Genomic DNA, 22,319 nt, shown 5'->3' on the forward strand with positions numbered 1-22,319 from the left:
ATTCACTGTACAAATACTGGTTGTATGTACAGTAATCGAGCTGACGCCGTTGGGCGAGGGGGAAGCGACGAGCTGCCGCCTTGTCACTCGGGCGTCATGAGCACCGCGAGCGTGATCTTGATGAACTCCTCGTTACGGTCAATCGTCTCCAGAGCGCCTCGCACATTGTCGGCAACCTCGGCGGACCCTCGCTGCTCGACCCAGTTTGTCAGCTCCATGATGGCGGCCTCAAGGGCGAGTTGGTTCTCGTTGATCTTGTAAAGTAGGGAAGGGAGCAGGTCTGAATTTGGCATTGTGATTTCCTCCGTGAAAGAGGAGAGCGTAGCAGTCAAAAAAGGGATTGGTATTCGGTCGGCAGAACGCCGGGGACGGGGGGAGTACTGTAGGAATATACAACGCTAAGTTATTGATTCTTATAGGTGTATGTTACGGTTTTCAACCCTGCACAAAACACCTGTTTATTGTTATAGATCAATAGGTTGCATTGGTTTCGTGGTCACCTTGACATGGTGGCGGTCTAAGCAGGCCCCGCGATTGCCGCGGAGCCGACATTACTTTACTTGCCGAGCTTCTTGCGGACGTCCGTCACCATCGGCCCGACCGCTTTCACAGCGGCTTTGAGCTGGTCCTCGGTGACGCCAAATTCTTTCGCCCAGTACTTCAGCTCCCAAGCCTCAGATGTGTTCACGCGAGCTCTGTCTTTCGGGCCGCGGTTGTGCAGATCATCAGCCATCTTCAATTTCCTTTTGGTGGGCCTGGGGCAGTCCAGGCCAATCCAGCATAGACCATCAGGAAGTGGTCGCCGCCCAATGCATTGCTGCGCAAAACCTCCTCTGGAAGCCACGGTTTACCGTTTGCATAAGCACAAAAAGGCGGATGTTTTGCTACCCTCAGAAAGGGCTGTTATCCTTATAAAACAATTGCTTGGGTCGCTACAGTCCCCAGCATGGGGTGCTAGGGGTCGAGTGTTCGAATCACTCCGTCCCGACCATATAATTCAAAAGGGTCGCGAGATTTTATCTCGCGACCCCTTTTTTATTAGTAAGTGTTTTTACCCCCCCAAGACTGGCTCTGGGTTCTATTCGGCATCGGTATCAATAATCAACGCAAACTGGTTGGAGATTCCTTGCCCGCCGACGTTACGATGGATTTTTCCTGGCGTTTGCTGAGATCAAAATATTGATCTCAGCAATCAGGTCATCGACTGCCGAGAGCATGAGTTCGATCGTTGTTTCATCAACGAATCCTCCATCCCGGCATTTTTTTGACCATTGGTGTCTATTTAACTGCATACACCTTGCGCACATACCCTGTGCTTTTCCAGGCGCACGGTGCGCCCTGCGCGACGAACACGCTGTCACCGGCGTTGACTGTAACGCTTGATCCGTCAGATCCCTGTAGGGTCACGCTGCCTTCGATCAAGTACATCAGCTCATTGAGCTTGTGCGCTCGGCCGTGTCGCTCGTAAGGCGTCGAGTCCCAGACCCCGACGCGCAGATTGGTTGCCGCATCCTCGAAGGCATTACGTGAACGGCATTGCGGCGTCGGGCCGATCAATATTTGCGGTTCTGGTGGGGAGGAAGGGGACAGCATCGCCAGCGGATCCAGCAAGGTCAGGCCGGGTGTCGGGGTTACGGTGGTCATAGTACAAAACGCCCATTGCGTACCGATCTGCGCCTCGATCTGTAGCGCGGTCCCGCGACCGATCACTGCGCTTGCGCCGATACCCAATTGCAGTGTCTGCTCATCGGTTTTTAGCACGACATGACCGGCATGGATCACGATCACTTCTGTGTGTGGGAAGTCATCGATATCAAGCACATCACCGATTGCCACAATGCCGGCAGACACGCCGTCGGTCCCGGACCAGGCGACCTGACGACAGTCAATCAACGGATCGGCAGCACTCAATGGCAGCGATTTGAAAGGTGTGGCAACGCGACTGCCGTCGGCTCGAGCTAACAGTAAAACGGTAGGTTGGGGCATGCGGGTGACGCTCCATACAAATAAAAGTGTTGGATGGTGAGGGTTCTATCAAGGCAAGCGATCAGGCGATGGCTTGGGTGACCAGGGCAAACTGGCGCACGCCGTTGCTGGCTTGCGGCGGTGTGCCACGGGCCATTTGCGCCACGGTATCGACCTGTTTTAGGCCGGCGGTTTCCAGCCAGTCGCTCAAGCCACAATCCGCCGGAATGTCGATACGCACGAAGGTGTCCGGCACTTGGGCCAGTAACACGCCGATCAGATGTTGAGCTTGTTCAAGGTTCTCGCAGACCACCGGGCCAATAACTCGACCCCGGCCGTAGGGGCGCAACATGGCGAAGGCGCGCAGTTGGCCATCGCACTCAATGCCCACCGAGTGCTCGACGACCTCGAGCAGGTCGGTGATCACGGTACTGCGCTCCAGCCCAGTACCGGCGTTAGCCAGTTCCAGCACGCGCGCCTTATCGGCGTCATGCAGTGGGCGACATTTTTCATCATTGGCCAATGGGGTAATTGCCGGGACTTGCGCCTGACCTTGTTGCTGCAGAATCCGACCGAACTCGACGAAGCCCTGGCTCACGTAAAGCGGTGCTCCGGCTAAGGTTGCGTTCAAAACCGGGATGCGTGGCTGGCACGCATCAAGCGCCCGTTCCATCAATTGGCGTCCGATCCCCTTGCCTTGATAGGCGTCGCTCACGATCACCAACCCGATGGTGGAGAAATCACCCTGGGGGCATGCGAATGCGGTGCCGATCAGGCGCTCGCCATCGAGCGCCACAAAGCCATCGCTGATCCGCAGCAGCATGGCCCAGTCATCCAGCCGATGGGGCCACTTCAATTGCACGGACAACGCGTGGGCTGCCGGTAGATCCGCAACCGTCATAGGGCGATAACCATAGGTGGATTGTTGCGAGTCGGACATGGCGAGTCTCCGTTAAAAAGTGTTCACGAGCGGCCGGATTTCCAGCGCGGTGATGCCTGTATCCCATCTGCATGAAGGACTGACAAGAGGGCGATGTACATTCGGCAGATTCCGCGAGGCAGAGGCCGCAAGACCACATTTACTACTTAATCGCATGGCAAGGTCGGCAGCAAATGCCTGGGCTTTTTTTCTACTATGGAAACAGAGTAAACGACTCGCCGGCTCATATCTGGAGCGCTCCATGGACAGTTTTGATCCTCGCCTAATCGCTGTGCGCAGCGCTCATTTCATTGGTGGCCAATACCGCGATGCTCAGCCTGTACTGGAGGTGATGCGGACGGCCAGGTGTATGCCGAGCCAACCTTGGTGGACGAGGCTGTCAACTATGCCTGGCAGGCGTTCACCTGCAGTGATTGGCCAGCCGTCTACCTCGGGAGCGGGCGCGGGTCATGCGTCGTTGGGCCGATCTGATCGACGCGGATGCCGAGACTCTCGCACCGCTTGAAGCGGCGGGTTCGACCCGACCACATAAAGACGTGTTGGCCTGGCATTCGAAGCCAATTTGCGTTTCAAAAGCGTGCTGATCGACATCCTCCAATAACATCGCGATCCCGCAGGTAGCTGGCCAGCCGGAGAGAGATGGCAGGCTCCAAACCACAGCAAACGGGCGCTTCCTCAGGGGAGCGCCCGTTTTCGTTCAGTCCGGCGCAGTTTCTGCGGTTAATGACGGCACGCGCGGCTCGTACAGGATTATAAAGGTCCATAAAAGCGCACAAATACGGGGTTTGCCCAAGATAGGAGCGCGCCGCAAAGTCTGCTGAGGGGGGAGGCTAAAACGGTGGTTTGTATCGAGTAGAGGTCGCTTTTAACGCCATCTGCTGAATTCACGGTGTTGTAATGACGGTGTGCTGCAGCGATGCATCACAGCTTCTTGAATGAAGCGAATGTTAGTCACGCCATGACCTAAACGAACTTCAGGACCGCACTCAATGAGCTTTCTTCGCCCCAAATTCATTACGTTCGACTGCTACGGTACACTGACCAATTTTCACATGGGCACGATGACTCGCGAGATTTTCGCTGATCGCGTTCCTGCGGCGCAGATGGACCAATTCGTCAAGGATTTCTCGGCCTATCGCCTGGACCAGGTCATGGGTGACTGGATGCCTTATGACGAAATCCTCAAGACCGCCCTGGCCCGGACCTGCAAGCGTTGGGGTATCGAATACCGCGACGAAGGCCAACTGTATTACGACGCCGTACCCACCTGGGGCCCGCACCCTGACGTGCCGGCAGGTCTGTCGAAAATCGCCGACAAAATCCCCCTGGTCATTTTCTCCAACGCCAGCGACAGCCAGATAATGTCCAACGTCGACAAGCTCGGCGCGCCGTTCCATAAGGTCTTCACCGCCGAACAGGCACAGGCTTACAAACCACGTCTGGCCGCCTTTGAATACATGCTCGACAACCTCAACTGCGGCCCGGAAGACATCTTGCATGTGTCCTCCAGCTTCCGTTATGACCTGATGCCGGCCCATGACATGAAGATCAAGAACAAGGCGTTTGTCGCCCGTGGTCATGAAGTTCCTGCCAATGCCTTCTACAGCTACCAGCAAATCCCCGACATCGGCGGACTGGCGGCATTGGTCGGTCTTTGAGTTGTAACGTAATGGCACTTTTCCTGGCATAGGCGGATTAGACATGGGCAGTGAATCCTACTGGCTCGACACCGCACCGGCGTTCACCGGTGCCCAGCTCGGCGCGTTGCCCGGGCAGGTCGACGTGGCCATCGTCGGTGGCGGTTTCACCGGCCTGGCGGCGGCTCGGGCGTTGGCCTTGAAAGGCGCCAGTGTCGTCGTGCTGGAGGCCGGGCGGGTGATCGGTGAAGCCTCGGGACGCAACGGCGGCCAGTGCAATACCGGGGTGGCCCAGGACTTCGCCGGTCTTAGTGCCAGCCTCGGTGTCGACAAGGCTCGAGCCTATTACAAGGCTTACGAAAGTGCGGTGCAGAGCGTGGTGTCGCTGGTAGATCAGGAGCAAATCGCCTGTGATCTGATCCGCAACGGCAAGCTCAAACTGGCAGCCAAGCCGATGCACTACGAAGGACTGGCACGAACCTGCGAGCTGATTCGTCGGGAAGTCGATGCCGATGTCGAGTTGCTAAGCGCCGAACAGACCCGCAATGAAGTGCGTTCGGCGCAGTTCCACGGTGGCTTGCTGCAACGCAACGGTGTGCAGATGCACGTCGGGCGCTTCGGTGTCGGCCTGGCGGAAGCGGCGGTACGACATGGTGCGCTGATTCATCAAGGCACCTCGGTAATGGACTGGAAAGCCCGGGCTGGCGGATATCAGGTCAACACAAGCAAAGGTTCGCTGCACGCCGGGCAAGTGATGCTCGCCACTGGCGCCTGTCAGCACGGCGGGCTGGGCTGGTATCGGCGGCGGATCGTGCCGGTGGGCAGTTTTGTGATTGTCACAGAAGTCCTGCCGCAGTCGTTGATCGAGCAATTGCTGCCCGGTCATCGTGCCTATGTCACCAGCCGCATGATCGGTAACTATTTCCGCTTGACCCCGGACAACCGCCTGCTGTTTGGCGGTCGTGCGCGGTTTGCCATGTCCGACAGCGTCAACGACGCCAAGAGCGGCAAGGTGCTGCAAGCGGCGATGGTGCGGATGTTCCCGCAGTTGGCCAACGTAAAAATCGATTACTGCTGGGGCGGGCTGGTCGACATGACTTCCGACCGTTTGCCTCGGGCCGGTCAGCACGGTGGGGTTTATCACTCCATGGGCTACAGCGGTCACGGGGTGCAGATGTCGGTGCACATGGGCCAGGTCATGGCCGAGGTCATGGACGGCAAGGTCGAGGCCAACCCCTGGCGTGAACTGGACTGGCCGGCGATTCCCGGGCATTTCGGCAAGCCGTGGTTCCTGCCGCTCGTGGGCGCTTATTACCGGTTCCAGGATTATTTACATTGAATTTGAAGTTGTGGCTTCACCGTCGTTTGCGTTTCAAGACGCTCCGGACAACCGCGAGCATGAGCCTTCTCATTATCGACAGGTACAGCTGATATGACTGACAACAAGATCGACTCGAAACTGATCTCCGGCCAAGAAAGCCTGAGAGTATTCGAAGGCCTCAATCGCGGCATGTCACGCCGCAGTGCCTTGCAAATGCTGGGGGTGGCCGGGGTTGCTGCCGCAGGCGCCGGTAGCCTGTTCGGTGCCGCCGGCAAACTGTTTGCCGACGAAGCCGCGAGTCCTGGCAAAGGCAAGCCGGGCGGGCGGATTCGAGTCGCCGGCATGACCAGTTCCACCGCCGATACGTTAGACCCGGCCAAAGGTTCCTCATCCACAGACTACGCGCGCCATTTCATGTTCTACAACGGCCTGACCCGTTTCGACAGCCATATGGTGCCGCAATTGGAGTTGGCCGAGCGCATCGAAACCAGTGACGCCACGCTCTGGGTGATCACCTTGCGCAAAGAGGTGACCTTCCACAATGGCAAGGCTCTGACAGCCGCTGACGTGGTGTTTTCTCTATTGCGGCACAAGGACCCAATCACGGGCTCCAAGGTCATGCCTCTGGCGGAGCAGTTTGCCGAAATCAAGGCCACGGGCACCAACGAAGTACATATCCGTCTGAGCGGCCCGAATGCCGAGCTGCCGTCGATGCTCGCGGTTTCACATTTGTTAATCGTTCCCGAAGGCACCACCGACTTCAACCAGGGAATCGGCACCGGGCCGTTCAAGGCCAAGGAGTTCAAACCGGGTGTGCGTTCGCTTGCTGTGCGCAACACCGACTATTGGAAACCAGGTCTGCCTTACCTGGACGAAATCGAATTTATCGCCATTGGCGATGAACCCTCGCGGATTAATGCGTTGCTGTCGGGCGACGTGCACATCATCAACGAAGTCAACCCGCGCTCGACGGTGCGTATCAAGGCCAGCGCCAAGCACCGGGTCGTCGATGCGCCGTCGGGCAACTACACTGACTTGATCATCCGTCAGGATCAGTTGCCCGGCAAAAGCCCTGAATTCACCCAGGCCATGAAGTACCTGATTGACCGCGAGCAGATCAAATCCGCGGTGTTCCGTGGCTTCGCGGTCGTGGGTAACGACCATCCGATTGCCCCGGGTTCGCGCTACTACAATGCCGATCTGCCGCAGACCGTCTACGACCCGGAAAAAGCCAAATTCCTGCTGAAGAAGGCCGGCATGGAAAGCATCAGCATGCCGGTGGCAGCATCGCCGGCCGCCACCGGTTCGGTGGACATCGCGGTGCTGTTGCAACAGTCGGCGAAACAGGCCGGGCTCAAGCTCGACGTCAACCGCTTGCCGAGTGACGGCTACTGGTCCAACCACTGGATGAAGCACCCGCTGAGCTTCGGCAACATCAACCCACGGCCGAACGCCGACGTGATGTTCTCGCAGTTCTTCCAGTCGAAAGCGCCGTGGAACGAATCCGGTTGGCAGAACGATCAGTTCGACCAGTTGCTGATGCTCGCTCGTGGTGAAACCGACGACGCCAAGCGCAGCAAGATGTACGCGGACATGCAAACCCTGGTGCATGACCACTGTGGTATCGGCGTGCCGGTGTTTATCAGCAACATCGATGGTGTCGACCAGCGCGTCAAGGGCTACGGCAGCAACCCGCTGGGCGGCTTCATGGGCTACATGTTCGCTGAGCAGGTCTGGCTGGACGCTTGATGGATGCTCGGTTGGTACGTCAAGGACAGCGCAGGAGGGTAGGCGATGAATAGCAACACACTGTGGTTGATCGGCCGGCGTTTGGGCGCCGCGATCGTGACTTTGTTGATCGTGTCCATGGTCGTGTTTGCGATCACGGCGGTCCTGCCGGGGGACGCGGCGCAACAATCCCTGGGACAGTTCGCCACGCCGGAACAAGTGGCGGCGCTGCGCCTGAAACTGGGGCTCGATCAGCCCGGTGTGCTGCGTTACCTGCACTGGTTGATGAACCTGCTCAGCGGTGACATGGGGGTATCGGTGTCCAACGCCATGCCGGTCAGCGAGTTGATGGCCGGCCGCGTACCGAACACCCTGATGCTGGCGGCCGCTACGGCGCTGGTGTCGGTGCCGGTGGCATTGATTCTGGGCATCGGCTCGGCGATGGCGCGCGGTGGGCGCATAGACAGCTTCCTGAGCTTTTTCACCCTGGCCATGGTCGCCGTCCCGGAGTTTCTGGTGGCGACCCTGGCGGTGCTGATTTTTGCGGTAAACCTGGGCTGGTTGTCGGCGTTGTCCTATGCCAGCGACATCACCTCACCCTGGCAATTCATGCGCACTTACGCCTTGCCGGTGATGACGCTGTGCTGCGTCATCGTCGCGCAAATGGCCCGGATGACCCGGGCTGCGGTGATCGACCAGCTCGACAGCCCTTACGTGGAAATGGCTCGGCTCAAAGGCGTCAGCCCGATGCGCATCGTGCTGCGCCATGCCTTGCCCAATGCCATAGGGCCAATTGCCAACGCGATCGCCCTGAGCCTGTCGTACCTGCTGGGCGGGGTGGTGATTGTCGAGACGATCTTCAACTATCCCGGCATCGCCAGCCTGATGGTCGATGCCGTGACCAACCGTGACATGGCGCTGGTTCAGGCCTGCACCATGCTGTTTTGTACGGCATACCTGGGGCTGGTGCTACTCGCCGACCTTTGCGCGATTCTGTCTAACCCGAGGCTGAGAAACCAATGAACAATCTCATTGTGAAATCGACGCCTGTGACCCCCGACCTGTCGACTGGCAAGGGGGCTCATGGCCCGGGCTGGCTGGGTCTGATCGGGGCTGCGATGTGCGTTATCTGGTTGCTGGTGGCGATCTTCGGCCCGTGGTTGGCTCCACACCCGGTGGGCGAAGTGGTCTCCGATAATGTCTTCGACAGCATCAGCCCCCTTTACCCGTTCGGCACTGATTACCTTGGGCGTGACATGCTTAGTCGCATCCTCGTAGGTGCACGGTTCACCGTTGGCCTGGCGTTGATCGCGGCGGTGTTGGCCAGCGGTCTGGGTACCAGTTGCGCGCTACTGTCTGTGGTTTCGCCCAAATGGCTGGACGAAGTGATCAGTCGCTTGATGGATGCGTTCATTTCGATCCCGAGCAAGATGCTGGCATTGATCATGGTCTCGGCTTTCGGCTCCTCAGTGACCTTGCTGATTTGCACCGCCGTATTGAGTTTCACCCCCGGCGCGTTTCGCATTGCGCGCAGCATGGCGGTGAACATCGAGGCGCTGGAATACGTGCAAGTGGCCCGTACCCGTGGTGAGCGTCGGTTGTACATCGCTTGCGTAGAAATTTTGCCCAACATGCTCAATCCGGTGTTGACCGACCTTGGCCTGCGCTTTGGCTTCATCGTGTTGCTGCTCAGCGGCATGAGTTTCCTTGGCCTCGGCGTGCAGCCTCCAGATGCCGACCTCGGTTCGCTGGTGCGGGAAAATATCGGCGGCCTCAACCAGGGCGCGCCGGCCATCGTGATTCCGGCCCTGGCCATCGGCACCCTGACCATCGGTGTGAATTTGTTTATCGACAGACTGTCATCCCGACGTAGTCGCCGTACGGGAGGTCATTGAAATGAGTGAATTGATTCGAGTCCAAGACCTGCGTGTGGTCGCCTGTGGCGAGCGTGGCGAAACGGAAATCGTCAAAGGCGTGAGCTTCGCCTTGGAAAAAGGTGAAGTGCTGGCGTTGATTGGCGAGTCTGGCTCCGGCAAGACCACCATCGCCCTGGCGCTGCTGGGCTATGCAAGACGCGGCTGCAGGTTGTCCGGTGGTGTGGTGCAGGTCGGCGAGCACAACATGCTCGCACTCAGTGAAAAAGAATTGCAGGGACTGCGCGGAAACCGGGTGTCGTACATCGCGCAAAGCGCGGCGGCGGCGTTCAACCCGGCGAAGAAGTTGATCGACCAAGTGGTGGAGGGCGCGCTGATTCATGGCCTGGGCACTCGTGCGGAGCTTGAAGCCAAAGCCATCCAATTGTTCCGAGACCTGGCGCTGCCGGCCCCGGACAATATCGGCCAACGCTACCCGCACCAGGTGTCTGGCGGGCAACTGCAAAGGGTGATGGCGGCCATGGCGTTGATCAGCGACCCGTTGCTGGTGGTGCTCGACGAACCGACCACGGCCCTCGATGTCACCACCCAGATCGATGTGCTGCGAGCCTTCAAACGTGTAGTGCGTGAACGCGGGGCGACGGCGGTCTATGTTTCCCACGACCTGGCAGTGGTGGCGCAGATGGCTGATCAGATCGTCGTGCTCAACGGCGGCCAGATCTTCGAACAGAGCGCCACCGCGCCGTTACTCAAAGGCCCGGCCCATGAATACACCCGCAGTCTGCTGGCGGCGGCGCGGCCGGATACGACGATTCGCCCGCCCTGCGATATGGCGCAAGACACGCCATTGCTGACCATCAAGGGCCTGACCGCCGGTTACGGCAACAAGGACATGCACGGCATGCCGGCGATCCGCGTGCTGGAAGACATCGACTTGACTGTGCGCCGGGGCCAGGCCATCGGCGTGATCGGTGAGTCGGGGTCCGGCAAATCGACCCTCGCGCGGGTAGTGGCGGGGTTGCTGACACCGGCCCTCGGTGGGCTGACTTTCGATGGTCAGCCACTGGGCGGCAGCCTGTCCGAGCGCACCGACGAACAGTTCCGTCGCATCCAAATGGTCTTTCAAAACGCCGACACCGCGCTCAATCCGATGCACAGCGTCAGCACCATTCTGAGCCGGCCGCTGAAGATGTATTTCGGCCTTAAGGGCGCGGCGTTGCGTGAGCGTATCGGCGAGTTGCTGGACCTGGTGCGCTTGCCCCGAACCCTGGCCGAACGGCGCCCGAATGAACTGTCTGGCGGTCAAAAGCAACGGGTCAACCTGGCCCGGGCGCTGGCGGCAAAACCTGATCTGATCCTCTGTGACGAGGTGACCTCGGCGCTGGATACCGTGGTCGGAGCAGCCATTCTTGAACTGCTGCGCGACCTGCGTCAGGAGCTGGGGGTTTCCTATCTGTTCATCAGCCACGATATCTCCACGGTGCGGGCGCTATGCGATGACATTGTGGTGATGTACAGCGGCCACAAAGTCCAGGCCGGCACTCGCCAGTCATTTGCCCAGGCACCCTTCCATCCGTACACAGACCTGTTGATCCATTCGGTGCCGGAACTGCGTCAAGGCTGGCTGGAAACCTGCAGCACAACCTGCGGCACGCTGCCGCCGATTGGCGCCAAGGCCAATGTGCCGGAGTTGTGCACCTTTCTCAGCCGCTGTCCGGTGCGGGTCGATGGCTTGTGCAATAGCACGGCGCCGAACCGCCGGACCATTGATGGCGGTAGTGAAATCCTTTGCCATCATGACAGCGCCGAGTTGCTGAAAACCCAGCTGGATTTGATCACCATGACTCAGGGAGCCTATGCATGAAGGGGCGTTTTGTGAGGCTGGCCGAGCAGGGCCGGCCAACCATCAGTTTGAAGGTGGACGGTGTACCCATCGAGGCGTTGCAGGGCGACACGCTGATGGTGGCATTGCTGACCCAGGGCAACGCGTTGCGCCAATCGGAGTTCGATTCCGGCCGGCGCGCGGGTTTCTGTCTGATGGGCGCTTGCCAGGATTGCTGGGTCTGGACCCGCAGTGGCGAGCGTCTGCGTGCTTGCTCCAATGAAGTCCGTGAAGGACTGGACATCGTTACCACACAACCGGAGGCGACATGGCCACTGCACGGATAGTCATCGTTGGGGCCGGGCCGGCGGGTATTCGCTGTGCCGAGACCTTGTTGGCAGCGGGCTTCAAGCCGATCCTGATCGATGAGAATCGCCGCGATGGTGGACAGATCTATCGCCGGCAGCCCGAAGGTTTCACCAGGGATTACGCCACGCTGTACGGCACCGAAGCTGCCAAGGCTCGGGACCTGCACGAAAGTTTTGATCACCTGCGCGAACGGATCGACTACCGCCCGGACACATTGGTGTGGAACCTGACACCTAGGCAGTTGTGCTGCGTCAGCCAGGGCAAACACTCGACGGTGGATTACGATGCGCTGATCCTCTGTACCGGTGCCACCGACCGCCTGATGCCGATTGAAGGTTGGCAATTGGCGGGCACCTACAGCCTCGGCGGGGCGCAGATTGCGCTTAAGTCCCAGGCAGTTTCCATTGGCCGCAGCGTGGTGTTCATGGGCAGCGGACCGTTGCTGTACCTGGTCGCCAGTCAGTACGTCAAGGCGGGTGCGAAGGTGGCGGCGGTGCTCGACACGTCACCGCTGAGCAAACGTATCGGTGCCTTGTCGAAACTGCTGGCGCGTCCAGGATTACTGCTCGCCGGGATGAAACTGTTAGCGCAGCTATATCGGGCGAAGATTCCGGTGCACCTCGGCATCAAGCCGCTACAGGTGCTGGGCGATGCGGCCAGTGGTGTCAGTGGTGTGCGGGTGCTGACCGCACGCGGCGAGACGTTGAATGTGCAGAGCGATGCCGTGGCGCTGGGTTATCACTTGCGCCCGGAAACCCAACTGGCGGATCTGGCCGGTTGTCGCATGCGCTTCGACGAGGCGTCCGGCCAATGGTGGCTGGCGGTTGATGAGGAAGGTCGGACGTCGGTCAGCGGTGTGTATGCCGCGGGTGACGGTTCGAAGATTCGAGGTGCGGACGCCGCTGAACACGCCGGACGCCTGGTGGCCATGGCGTTGCTGGAAGACCTGCACCAACCGGTGAACGCCGGTTTGCGCGATGAACAACGCCACGCCTTGGCGGTGATGGACCGGTTTCGCTTCGGTTTGGCTCAGGCGTTTCCCTGGCCGGCCGAACTTGCCAAAGCCTTGCCGGACACCGCCATCGTTTGCCGTTGCGAGATGATCAGTGTTGGTGAACTGCGCCGTACAGTCAGCGAGAAGGGCGCCTGCGAAGTCAATCGTGCCAAGGCATTCAGTCGGGTCGGCATGGGCCGTTGCCAGGGCCGTTATTGCTCCCAGGCCGGTGCGGAGGTGATCGCTGCAGCGGCCGGTGTCAGCGTGCAACAGGTTGGACGCCAACGCAGCCAGGCGCCGGTCAAACCCCTTTCGATGCTCACCGAGGAGGTGTCGCCATGACCGTACACAAAGCCGATGTCGTTATCGTCGGCGGTGGCCTGATGGGCTCGGCGGCAGCGTTTTTCCTGCGCCAGCGCGGGCAATCGGTGATCCTGCTGGAGCGCGACCAGATTGGTCAGTACGCCAGCGGCGTGAACTTCGGCAATGTCCGGCGTCAGGGGCGGTATCTGGGCCAATTGGAACTGGCCAACCGTTCCTGGGCGCTGTGGAAGCGCCTGCCGGAATTGATCGACGATGACCTTGAGTTCATCGCCAGCGGCCACATGCGTGTGTGTTATCGCGAAGATGAAATCGCCGAGCTGGAGGCCTATGCCGCGGCGCCTGAGGCGGCGCAACTGGATCTGAGGATTTATCGCGGTGCCGAGTTGCATCGGCGTTTTCCATTCCTCGGGCCGGATGTGAAGGGTGGCTCCTATGCGCCCCACGACGGTCACGCCAATCCACGTCTGGCAGCCCCGGCGTTTGCCCGGGCGGCACGGCGTCTCGGCGCGCAGATCGAGGAGCAGACTGAAGTGGCCGAGGTGCAAAAGGTCGGTGGCGAGTTCAGCGTCACCACCACTGACGGTCGCCAGTTCAGCGCCGCACAACTCTTGATCACCGCCGGGGCCTGGGGGCAGAAGCTGTCACTGCAATTCGGCGAACCGGTGCCGCTGGACACCCACGGCCCCCAAATGGCCGTGACCGAACCGGTGCCTTACGCCTTGCCAACAGTGATCGGCGTGTACACCAAGATTCCCGAGGAAGTGATTTACTTCCGCCAGATCCCTCGCGGCAACATTGTCATCGGTGGCGGCTATCGCAGTAAACCGGACATGCTCAATCGTCGGGCCTACGTGGAGCCGCGCAGCATTCTCAACCAGGTCAATCAAATGCGCCGCCTGCTGCCGGGTGTCGGCAACCTGAACATCATCCGGGTCTGGAGTGGCATCGAAGGCTACCTGCCGGATTCCCTGCCGGTGATGGGCCCGAGTGGCACCGTCGACGGCTTGTTCTACGCGTTCGGCTTCTGCGGTCACGGCTTCCAGCTCGGCCCGGGCGTCGGCGACGTGATGGCCGAACTGATCAGCACCGGCAGCACCAGCACTTCGATTGAGCCGTTCTCCATCCGCCGATTTGCCCTTTCAGCCGAGCAACGGAGCATGGCCTCATGAAACCCCGCGTACTGGATATCCTCAAACGCTTGATGGCCTTCGACACCGTGTCGTCGGAGTCGAACATGGCCCTGATCGACTACGTGCGCGACCTGCTGCTGACCAAGGGCATCGAGTCGCTGATCGTCAAGGACGAGACCGGCAGAAAAGCCAATCTGTTCGCCAGCACCGGCCCGCGAGAGTTGCCAGGAATTCTGCTGTCCGGGCATACCGACGTGGTGCCTGCGGCGGGGCAGGCGTGGACCTTTCCAGCGTTCCAGGCGACGGTGCTGGATGGCAAGATTTACGGTCGCGGCAGTTGCGACATGAAAGGCTTCATCGCCTTGGCCATCGACGCGATGCTCGACGCCGCCGACCATTCCCTGAGCCGACCGTTGCAACTGGCGCTGTCCCATGATGAAGAGATCGGTTGTGTCGGCGTGCGACGGTTGCTGGACGTGTTGCATCTGGCACCGGTGCGGCCGTTTCTGTGCATGATCGGTGAACCGACCAACATGCAATTCGTGCTCGGGCACAAGGGCAAGGGCTCCTACCGCACCTACTGTCGTGGCCTGGAAGCGCATTCTTCCCTGGCACCGCGCTCGGTCAATGCTATTCACGTGGCGTGCGATTTCATCACGGCACTTCGCCAAAGTCAGCTCCAACTGCAAGAGCAGGGCGCCCAGGATGCGGACTACGACGTACCCTACAGCACCGTGCATGTCGGGCAAATTGTCGGCGGCAAAGCTCTGAACATCGTGCCGAACCTGTGCACCCTGGATTTCGAAGTGCGCAACTTGCCGGCCGACGACCTGGATCAGTTTCTGGAACAGATGCGAGAGCGTGCAGAGGTGATCGTTCGTGAGGCCAAGCGCCTGTCCAGTGTTGCGGACATCGAGATCGAAACCCTGAACGTCTACCCCGGCCTCGACACCCACCCGAGCGTCGAAGCGGTGCGCTTTCTGAAGAGCTTCGCCGCGCCGGATACCGGTACATCCAAGGTTTCGTTTGGTACCGAAGGCGGGTTGTTCAAGCAGCGTCTGGATGTGCCAGTGGTGGTTTGCGGGCCGGGGTCGATTGAACAGGCGCACAAGCCGGACGAGTTTATCGAGATCAGCCAGATGGAGGCTGGGGAACGGTTTCTTGAAGGGTTGCTCGGTTCCCTGAAATTGTAGAACGGTGGTGTTGATAGGTTCTAGGGCAAACAGAGATCAAGTGTGTGAGCGAGCTTGCTCGCGATTGCGGACTATCAGTCAACATCAATGTTGAATGTCGGGCCCTCATCGCGAGCAAGCTCGCTCCCACAGGGTTTTGCGTTTGTCTGACAGGCCTTATATCCCCTCGGTAGAGCCTGCCGTCCCACCCCGATTTTCAGCATCCAACACCGCCCAAATGGCGCTTTCAGCATCCTCATCCGAAGCATCACCCTAGACTGGAACGTGTCTCGGATCAGGACTCGACCATGCTCAAGAATCGTTTGAAAGACCCCAGCCTTTTGGCAGAACTCGCGTATGTGGACGGGCAGTGGATCGGCGCCGACAACGACGCGACCCTGGACGTCATCGACCCAGCCAGCGGCCAGTTGCTGGCTCGCGTGCCGGCCATGCAAGGCGCGCAAACCCGTTGTGCCATCGAAGCCGCCGAAAAAGCCTGGCCCGCCTGGCGCGCACGACCGGCAGCAGAACGTGCGGCGCTGTTGGAGCGCTGGTATCAAGCCATGATCGACAACCTCGACGACCTGGCGCTGATCATGACCTGCGAACAGGGTAAACCGCTGAACGAGGCCAAAGGCGAAATCCGCTACGGTGCTGGTTTCGTCAAATGGTTCGCCGAAGAGGCCCGGCGGGTCTACGGCGAAACCATGCCGGCCCCCAGCAGTGACCGCCGACTGCTGACACTCAAGCAACCGGTTGGAGTTTGCGCCGCGATTACCCCGTGGAACTTCCCCAACGCGATGATCACCCGCAAATGCGCACCTGCCTTGGCGGCCGGCTGCCCAATCATCGTCAAACCCTCGGACCTGACGCCGTTGTCGGCCCTGGCCCTGGCGGTACTGGCCGAGCGTGTCGGCATTCCGGCCGGGGTGTTCAACGTGTTGACCGGCATGCCCGCCGGGATCGGCGAGGAGCTGACCGGCAACCCGGCGGTACGGAAAATCTCCTTTACTGGCTCGACCGCTGTCGGTCGGCTGCTGATGCGCCAGAGCGCCGAGCACATCAAGCGCTTGAGCCTGGAGCTGGGCGGCAACGCGCCGTTCATTGTGTTCGACGACGCTGACCTTGAGCAGGCTGTGGCCGGGATCATGCTCAGCAAGTTTCGCAACGCAGGCCAGACCTGTGTCTGCGCCAACCGGATTCTGGTGCAGGACGGCATCTACGAGCGCTTCGCTCAACGTCTGGTGGAGGAGGTGGGCAAACTCAAGGTCGGCAATGGTCTGGACGCCGATGTCACCATCGGGCCGCTGATCAACCCGGCTGCCGTGAGCAAGGTCGCCCGACACATCGACGATGCCTTGAGTCAGGGCGCGCGGTTGCTCTGCGGCGGTATTCCTGATGGCGACAGTCAGTTCGTGCAGCCCACGGTTCTGGGCGATACCCACGCCGGCATGCTGTTGGCCAACGAAGAAACCTTCGGCCCGGTGGCGCCGCTGATGCGCTTTACCGACGAAGCCGAAGCGCTCGCGCTAGCCAATGCAACCCCTTACGGCCTGGGTGCCTACTTCTTCACCCAGGACCTGCGCCGTTCCTGGCGTTTCGGTGAGGCGCTGGAGTTCGGCATGGTCGGGCTCAACACCGGGATCATTTCCATGGAAGTCGCCCCGTTCGGCGGCATCAAGCAGTCAGGCCTGGGCCGTGAAGGCAGCAAGTACGGCCTGGACGAATACCTGGAAGTCAAAGCCTTCCACATCGGTGGGCTGTAACCCGACCCACGATGGCACAGACATTTTGCGAGGCATGATCGATGAGCAAGACATTCAAAATCGCCGCGATTGCCGGCGATGGTATTGGCAAGGAAGTGCTGCCGGAAGGGTTGCGGGTGCTGGAACAGGCCGCGAAGAAATGGCAGCTGGATTTGAGCATCGAAGTGCTCGACTGGGCACACTGCGATTACTACCTGGAACACGGGCAGATGATGCCCGATGACTGGTTTGAACAGCTCAAGGGTTTCGATGCGATCTACTTCGGTGCCGTGGGTTGGCCGGACAAGGTGCCGGACCACATTTCGTTGTGGGGTTCACTGCTGAAGTTTCGCCGCGACTTCGACCAGTACGTGAACATTCGCCCGGTGCGCCTGTTTCCTGGCGTGCCGTGCCCACTCGCCGGACGCAAACCGGGGGACATCGATTTCGTGGTGATCCGCGAGAACACCGAGGGTGAATATTCCTCGGTCGGCGGCAAAATGTTCGAAGGCACCGACCATGAGTTCGTGCTGCAGGAATCGGTGTTCACCCGCCGTGGCGTCGACCGGATTCTCAAATACGCCTTTGACCTGGCACAGACCCGACCCCGCAAGCGGCTGACGGCGGCGACCAAGTCCAACGGGATCTCGATCAGCATGCCGTATTGGGATGAGCGCACCGCATTGATGGCTGAACAATACCCGGACATCACCTGGGACAAACAGCACATCGACATTCTGTGCGCGCGTTTCGTGCTGCAACCGGACCGTTTTGATGTGGTGGTGGCGTCGAATCTGTTCGGCGACATTCTTTCCGATCTCGGGCCGGCCTGCGCCGGCACCATCGGTATCGCGCCGTCGGCCAACCTCGATCCCGAGCGGCGCTTTCCGTCGTTGTTCGAGCCGGTGCATGGCTCGGCGCCGGACATATACGGGCAGAACATCGCCAACCCGATTGCGATGATCTGGTCCGGGGCGTTGATGCTGGATTTCCTGGGCCACGGTGATGAGCGTTATCGCGCAGCGCATGACGGCATTCTCAAGGCCATCGAGCGGGTTATCGCCGAGGGCCCGATTACCCCCGATCTGGGAGGGCAGGGCTCGACCCAGGATGTCGGTATGGCAATCGTTGCAGCACTTTGAACTGAGGCAACAACAGATCGGCTTGGAAGCCTTCTTCATTTCTGCTACTTCACCCTTTTAGCCCGTCCACACTGCGGGCTTTTTTTATCACATCCAATATATGAACCTTGTTTTTCGCTCAAAATACTGAGCCGCAGAGTTCCACGGAGTTCTGTAAGTGAGTGAAATCGGGAGCTGGCGGGAACTGCTGAAATGCAGGCTCGTGAGGTAATAACCTCACAGCCTGACACCCGGATTGTTTGTGAGCCGCAATACCGGCAGCGGCAAGTATGTTCTATGCGCGCGAAGGGAGGCCTGGCGCTTCGCCAAACCCGATGATTGCTTTGGTTTCCAGGTACTCTTCAAACCCGTAGACACCATACTCACGACCATTACCAGAGCGCTTGTAGCCGCCGAACGGAGCCATTGGATTCCACGCAGGGTAATTCAAATGCACTTGTCCGGCTCGGATACGAGAGGCAACGGTACGTGCAAGATCAAGGTCCTGAGCCTGAACATGGGCACCCAGACCATATACCGTATCGTTTGCGATAGTGACCGCCTCATCGACCGTCTCATAGGGAATGATGCACAGCACTGGACCAAAAATTTCTTCTTGGGCGATCCGCATTCCGGAATCCACCTCGGAAAAAACAGTCGGTCGGGCGTAGAAGCCCTTTTCATGGCCCGGCACACGTCCTGGTCCGCCGCAAACGAGTTTTGCGCCCTCATCAAGGCCAGCCTCGATCATTGCTTGCACGCGATTGAACTGGGCTCCGTTGGCGATAGGACCCAGCACCGTATCTTCCGACTGCGGGTCACCAACGATGATTGCATTGACGGTTGCTGCAGCCAGAGATTCGACCTCGGCCAGCCTGTCCTTTGGGACGATCATTCGTGTCGGGGCGCTGCAGGACTGTCCGACGTTGCGAAACGCAGACATCACTCCCAGCGGGACCGCTTTGGCGAAGTCGGCATCGGGAAGCAGAAGATTCGGCGACTTGCCTCCCAGCTCTTGTGTGACGCGTTTCACCGTATGGGCGGCCGCCTGTGCAACCAGAGCGCCTGCGCGGTTTGAGCCGGTTATGGAAATCATGTCGATATCGGGATGCGCCGCCATGGCTGCGCCGACCTCGGGACCACTTCCGTTCACCAGATTGAAGACGCCGGGCGGTAGGCCTGCGTCATGCACCAGTTGTGCAAAAAGAAGGGCGCTCAGAGGCGACAGTTCGCTTGGCTTCAGGACTACTGTGCATCCGGCAGCAATAGCCGGAGCGACTTTCGCGGTGATTTGATACAGCGGCCAGTTCCACGGGGTGATAAGGCCGCAGACGCCTATTGGTTCGCGTTGGATCGCGGTGCCGTCTTCAACCGTTTGGAAACGATAGGTCGACAGGAGATCACGTGCGACCCGAACGTGTTCGGCCGCCAGTGGCACTTGCATCGCCCGTGCGAATCCGATGGCAGCGCCCATTTCGAGAGAGAGGGCCTGTGCAAGAGCCTCTTTGCGCTCAAGGATAAGTTCGTAGATCTTTCCAAGGATAAGCGCACGCGATTCTGTCGAGGAAGCAGACCAACCAGGAAACGCTGCCCGTGCCGCGGCTACTGCCTGATCAACATCCTCGGCAGACCCTCGCGCGACCTGCGCAACGACCTCTTCACTTGCCGGATTGACCACCGGCAAACTTGCCGGGATTGCAGGGGAAGACCAACGGCCGTTGATATAAAACTTGTGAGATGTTTCCGGATCAACGCTGTAGCTATTCGAAGATTGTGTTGTCATCCAACTAGCTCCTTGGAGCGGTAATAGGCACTGCGAACAGCATGGCCGGGGAGGTAGTGAGTCACCAGAGCATCGCCGTCGCGACCAGTACATCCTTATGCCCTGTTTCCTCAATAAGCTAACAAAGCGGGCCAGGCAACATATGCCGTTATTCAAGTCGGCAAGGGATAATCTGCTGTATCTGCCTCGCTAACGTTGCATCAATGCAACTGAGCCGTTCACGTTGGTATTGCGTGCGATAAAATCCTTGCTGGTGGTCGTGATCGCTAGCCGATAGCTTGTGTAACCAGAGCAAACTGCTTGATTCCACCGCTTGATTGCGGGGGGACTCCGAGAACCATTCGCGGTGCTATGTCGACGCACTGCAACCCCAGGCTCTCCAGCCAGTCGGCCAACCCGCAATCGGCCAGAATGTCGAAGCGAACAAAGGCACCAGGTATCAAACTCAGAAGGTGGGTAATCAAGTGTTGGGCCTGTTCCAGGTTTTGCGCGACAACCGGACCAATGATATGGCCACGACCAAAACGACGGAGCAGGGCAGTACCTTGTAGTTTTCCATCCACCTCAATGCCGACTATGTACTCGGCCATCGGGAGCAAATCGTTAAGTACCGTTGTGCGGTCCAGGCCGCTACCAGCATTGGCCAATTCAATCAGCTTCGGGTAATCGGCCGGGCTTAATGCGCGGCAATACGAGCCCTTGATCAAAGGGATCAGCGCAGGTGCCTGCGGCACGCCTTGATGCTGCTGGATTCGCGCGAAGTCGACGAATCCCATGCTTGCATAAAGCGGTGCGCCTGACTCGGTGGCATTGAGAATTGGCGTGCGTGGAGCAGTGGCTTCCAGGCACAGGTTCATCAGTCGACGTCCGATCCCCTTTCCTTGGTGCTCATCACTCACGATCACTAGGCCGATTGAGGAATAAGCGCCTTGATGGCAGGCGAATGCTACGCCGACCAACTGTCCATTATGTTCCGTGACAAAGCCTTCGGACGTGCGCTGTACCATGGCCCAGTCTTCTTCTCGGTGAGGCCATTTCAGGTGCAAGGAGAGGGCGTGTGCCGCGGGCATGTCCGCCGCGGTTACAGTGCGGTACAGATAGGCAGAATCTGACGTTGCAGGCATGGAGCCTCCTTGAAGATGGCGATCTTGAGCGGGGCGATCAGGGAGTTGCGGTGTGCGGCTCATATAAGTTTGCCTGTGCTGAGGAGGTTCGCAGATAAAGGCATCACAATCGCGGATGGGTTAGTAAACCGACGTATATCGAATGGACTGATCAAGGTGCTGGTGCTGCCGGTGCTGATCAGTTCGGCCATCACGTCGCCGACGCCCGGGCCAAGCTGGAAGCCATGGCCGCAGAAGCCGAAGGCGTAGAACAAGCCGTCGACGGTACCGCTGGGGCCGATGACCGGCAGGGAGTCTGGCGTATAGCTCTCGATGCCGCTCCACACCCGGATGATGTTCAACTTTTCGGCCCCTGGCAGCAGGCGGCGCATTTGCCGCATCTGGTTGAGCAGGCTTTCCGGCTGGAAGTAGGCTCGCCGGTTGAGCATGTCCGGTTTGCAGCGGTTGCCGCCGCCGATGATGATGTTGCCGCGGGGGATCTGGCGGAAGTAGATCACCTCTTCCTTGATTTTGGTAAACACGCCAATCACCGTCGGCAAGGCGTAGGGCACCGGCTCGGTCACCGACATTTGCGGACCATTGGGTTCCAGCGGCACCGGTTCGCCGAATTGTTCGGACAGCTTGGCGGCCCAGGCGCCCGCGGTGATCAACAGTTGCTGGGCGACGAACAGCTGACCATCGGTGGTCGTGACGTGGAATTCGTCATCGACCTTCTGCACCTCGGCGACCTCGGTGCGCTCTTCGATCCGCGCGCCGAGGCGCCGGGCTGCCCGGGCAAACGCCGGCGCTGCCAGACGCGGGTTGGCGTGACCATCGTGAGGCGCGTAGGAACCGCCCTTGACCTCCGGGCCGAGGAACGGGAAGCGTGCATGCAAAGCCTTGCCCGTGAGGATCTGCAAGTCCAGTTCACGGGCCTCCGGGGCCGCCGCATAGGCCTCCAGTTCAGCAATTTCATCTTCGCGATAACACACACGCATATGGCCGCTGGCGATGAACTCTAGGTCGTCGTCGATCAGCTCCGGCAGTCGTTTCCACAGCGCCCAGGAACGGTTGGCCAGTTCCAGCTGCCCGAGGTACCGCCCTTGGCGTCGCACGTTGCCAAAGTTCACGCCACTGGCGTACTGACCGATCTGGTCACGCTCCAGCAGAGTGACTGAGTGCCCACGCCGGCGCAGGAAAAACGCCGACGTCGAGCCCATGATGCCTCCGCCGATAATCAGAACATCACTTTTTTGCGGTTTCATAATGGCTCCTCGATGATCGTCATCGG

General features: G+C 59.6%; 19 protein-coding genes. 12 read left to right on the plus strand and 7 right to left on the minus strand.

The window, feature by feature from the left end:
* Window positions 1–83 precede the first annotated feature (83 nt).
* From ACM6I0_RS22280 to ACM6I0_RS22295, 4 genes are all read right to left on the minus strand, one after another.
* Window positions 84–293 carry a hypothetical protein gene (locus tag ACM6I0_RS22280; RefSeq protein ID WP_414923289.1) on the minus strand — a complete coding sequence of 70 codons (210 nt, stop codon included), beginning with the start codon at window positions 291–293 and terminating at the stop codon, window positions 84–86.
* 263 nt (window positions 294–556) lie between these two features.
* Window positions 557–733: a DUF3606 domain-containing protein gene (locus ACM6I0_RS22285; protein ID WP_414923290.1), complete on the minus strand. Its 177-nt coding sequence runs from the start codon at window positions 731–733 to the stop codon at window positions 557–559.
* A gap of 545 nt (window positions 734–1,278) precedes the next feature.
* The gene (locus ACM6I0_RS22290) at window positions 1,279–1,986 is read right to left on the minus strand and encodes a cupin domain-containing protein (RefSeq protein WP_414923291.1); all 708 of its coding nucleotides are present in this window, start codon (window positions 1,984–1,986) and stop codon (window positions 1,279–1,281) included.
* A gap of 61 nt (window positions 1,987–2,047) precedes the next feature.
* Window positions 2,048–2,905 (minus strand): GNAT family N-acetyltransferase, encoded by an 858-nt coding sequence (locus ACM6I0_RS22295; protein ID WP_414923292.1) that lies wholly within the window; start codon window positions 2,903–2,905, stop codon window positions 2,048–2,050.
* Between the two features lie 989 nt (window positions 2,906–3,894).
* On the opposite strand from ACM6I0_RS22295, the gene ACM6I0_RS22300 reads away from it, so the two are divergent.
* The 12 genes from ACM6I0_RS22300 to ACM6I0_RS22355 all read left to right on the plus strand — a co-directional run bounded on the left by ACM6I0_RS22300 (window position 3,895) and on the right by ACM6I0_RS22355 (window position 18,163).
* Window positions 3,895–4,563 carry a haloacid dehalogenase type II gene (locus tag ACM6I0_RS22300; RefSeq protein ID WP_222585757.1) on the plus strand — a complete coding sequence of 223 codons (669 nt, stop codon included), beginning with the start codon at window positions 3,895–3,897 and terminating at the stop codon, window positions 4,561–4,563.
* A 43-nt stretch (window positions 4,564–4,606) separates the two neighbouring features.
* Window positions 4,607–5,881 (plus strand): NAD(P)/FAD-dependent oxidoreductase, encoded by a 1,275-nt coding sequence (locus tag ACM6I0_RS22305; protein ID WP_414923293.1) that lies wholly within the window; start codon window positions 4,607–4,609, stop codon window positions 5,879–5,881.
* 93 nt (window positions 5,882–5,974) lie between these two features.
* On the plus strand, window positions 5,975–7,612 hold the full coding sequence (locus ACM6I0_RS22310) for an ABC transporter substrate-binding protein (protein WP_414923294.1): 1,638 nt from the start codon (window positions 5,975–5,977) through the stop codon (window positions 7,610–7,612).
* Between the two features lie 45 nt (window positions 7,613–7,657).
* Window positions 7,658–8,614: an ABC transporter permease gene (locus ACM6I0_RS22315; RefSeq protein ID WP_222585760.1), complete on the plus strand. Its 957-nt coding sequence runs from the start codon at window positions 7,658–7,660 to the stop codon at window positions 8,612–8,614.
* Window positions 8,611–9,486, plus strand: a complete 876-nt coding sequence (locus ACM6I0_RS22320) for an ABC transporter permease (protein ID WP_414923295.1) — start codon at window positions 8,611–8,613, stop codon at window positions 9,484–9,486. The genes ACM6I0_RS22315 and ACM6I0_RS22320 overlap by 4 nt, the downstream gene beginning before the upstream one ends.
* Window position 9,487: 1 nt before the next feature.
* Complete coding sequence (locus ACM6I0_RS22325; RefSeq protein ID WP_259150079.1) at window positions 9,488–11,329, plus strand: ABC transporter ATP-binding protein; 1,842 nt, start codon at window positions 9,488–9,490, stop codon at window positions 11,327–11,329.
* On the plus strand, window positions 11,326–11,634 hold the full coding sequence (locus ACM6I0_RS22330) for a (2Fe-2S)-binding protein (RefSeq protein WP_222585763.1): 309 nt from the start codon (window positions 11,326–11,328) through the stop codon (window positions 11,632–11,634). The genes ACM6I0_RS22325 and ACM6I0_RS22330 overlap by 4 nt, the downstream gene beginning before the upstream one ends.
* The gene (locus ACM6I0_RS22335) at window positions 11,616–12,992 is read left to right on the plus strand and encodes an FAD-dependent oxidoreductase (RefSeq protein ID WP_414923296.1); all 1,377 of its coding nucleotides are present in this window, start codon (window positions 11,616–11,618) and stop codon (window positions 12,990–12,992) included. Before ACM6I0_RS22330 ends, ACM6I0_RS22335 begins: the two co-directional genes overlap by 19 nt.
* Entirely contained in the window at window positions 12,989–14,143 is a 1,155-nt protein-coding gene (locus ACM6I0_RS22340) for an NAD(P)/FAD-dependent oxidoreductase (protein WP_285433096.1), read from the plus strand. The genes ACM6I0_RS22335 and ACM6I0_RS22340 overlap by 4 nt, the downstream gene beginning before the upstream one ends.
* Window positions 14,140–15,297, plus strand: a complete 1,158-nt coding sequence (gene argE, locus ACM6I0_RS22345) for an acetylornithine deacetylase (RefSeq protein ID WP_285433095.1) — start codon at window positions 14,140–14,142, stop codon at window positions 15,295–15,297. Before ACM6I0_RS22340 ends, argE begins: the two co-directional genes overlap by 4 nt.
* 287 nt (window positions 15,298–15,584) lie before the next feature.
* Window positions 15,585–17,042, plus strand: a complete 1,458-nt coding sequence (locus ACM6I0_RS22350) for an NAD-dependent succinate-semialdehyde dehydrogenase (RefSeq protein ID WP_285433094.1) — start codon at window positions 15,585–15,587, stop codon at window positions 17,040–17,042.
* Window positions 17,043–17,083: 41 nt separating this feature from the next.
* The gene (locus ACM6I0_RS22355) at window positions 17,084–18,163 is read left to right on the plus strand and encodes a tartrate dehydrogenase (RefSeq protein WP_285433093.1); all 1,080 of its coding nucleotides are present in this window, start codon (window positions 17,084–17,086) and stop codon (window positions 18,161–18,163) included.
* Between the two features lie 274 nt (window positions 18,164–18,437).
* Here ACM6I0_RS22355 and ACM6I0_RS22360 read toward each other — a convergent pair whose 3' ends face one another.
* The 3 genes from ACM6I0_RS22360 to ACM6I0_RS22370 all read right to left on the minus strand — a co-directional run bounded on the left by ACM6I0_RS22360 (window position 18,438) and on the right by ACM6I0_RS22370 (window position 22,293).
* Window positions 18,438–19,925, minus strand: a complete 1,488-nt coding sequence (locus tag ACM6I0_RS22360) for an aldehyde dehydrogenase family protein (protein ID WP_285433092.1) — start codon at window positions 19,923–19,925, stop codon at window positions 18,438–18,440.
* A 266-nt stretch (window positions 19,926–20,191) separates the two neighbouring features.
* Window positions 20,192–21,049, minus strand: coding sequence for a GNAT family N-acetyltransferase (locus ACM6I0_RS22365; protein WP_414923297.1), 858 nt, complete (start codon window positions 21,047–21,049; stop codon window positions 20,192–20,194).
* A 59-nt stretch (window positions 21,050–21,108) separates the two neighbouring features.
* On the minus strand, window positions 21,109–22,293 hold the full coding sequence (locus ACM6I0_RS22370) for an NAD(P)/FAD-dependent oxidoreductase (protein WP_259150070.1): 1,185 nt from the start codon (window positions 22,291–22,293) through the stop codon (window positions 21,109–21,111).
* Window positions 22,294–22,319: the final 26 nt, after the last annotated feature.

Source organism: Pseudomonas sp. IT-P294 (genome assembly GCF_949767865.1).
Lineage (GTDB): Bacteria > Pseudomonadota > Gammaproteobacteria > Pseudomonadales > Pseudomonadaceae > Aquipseudomonas.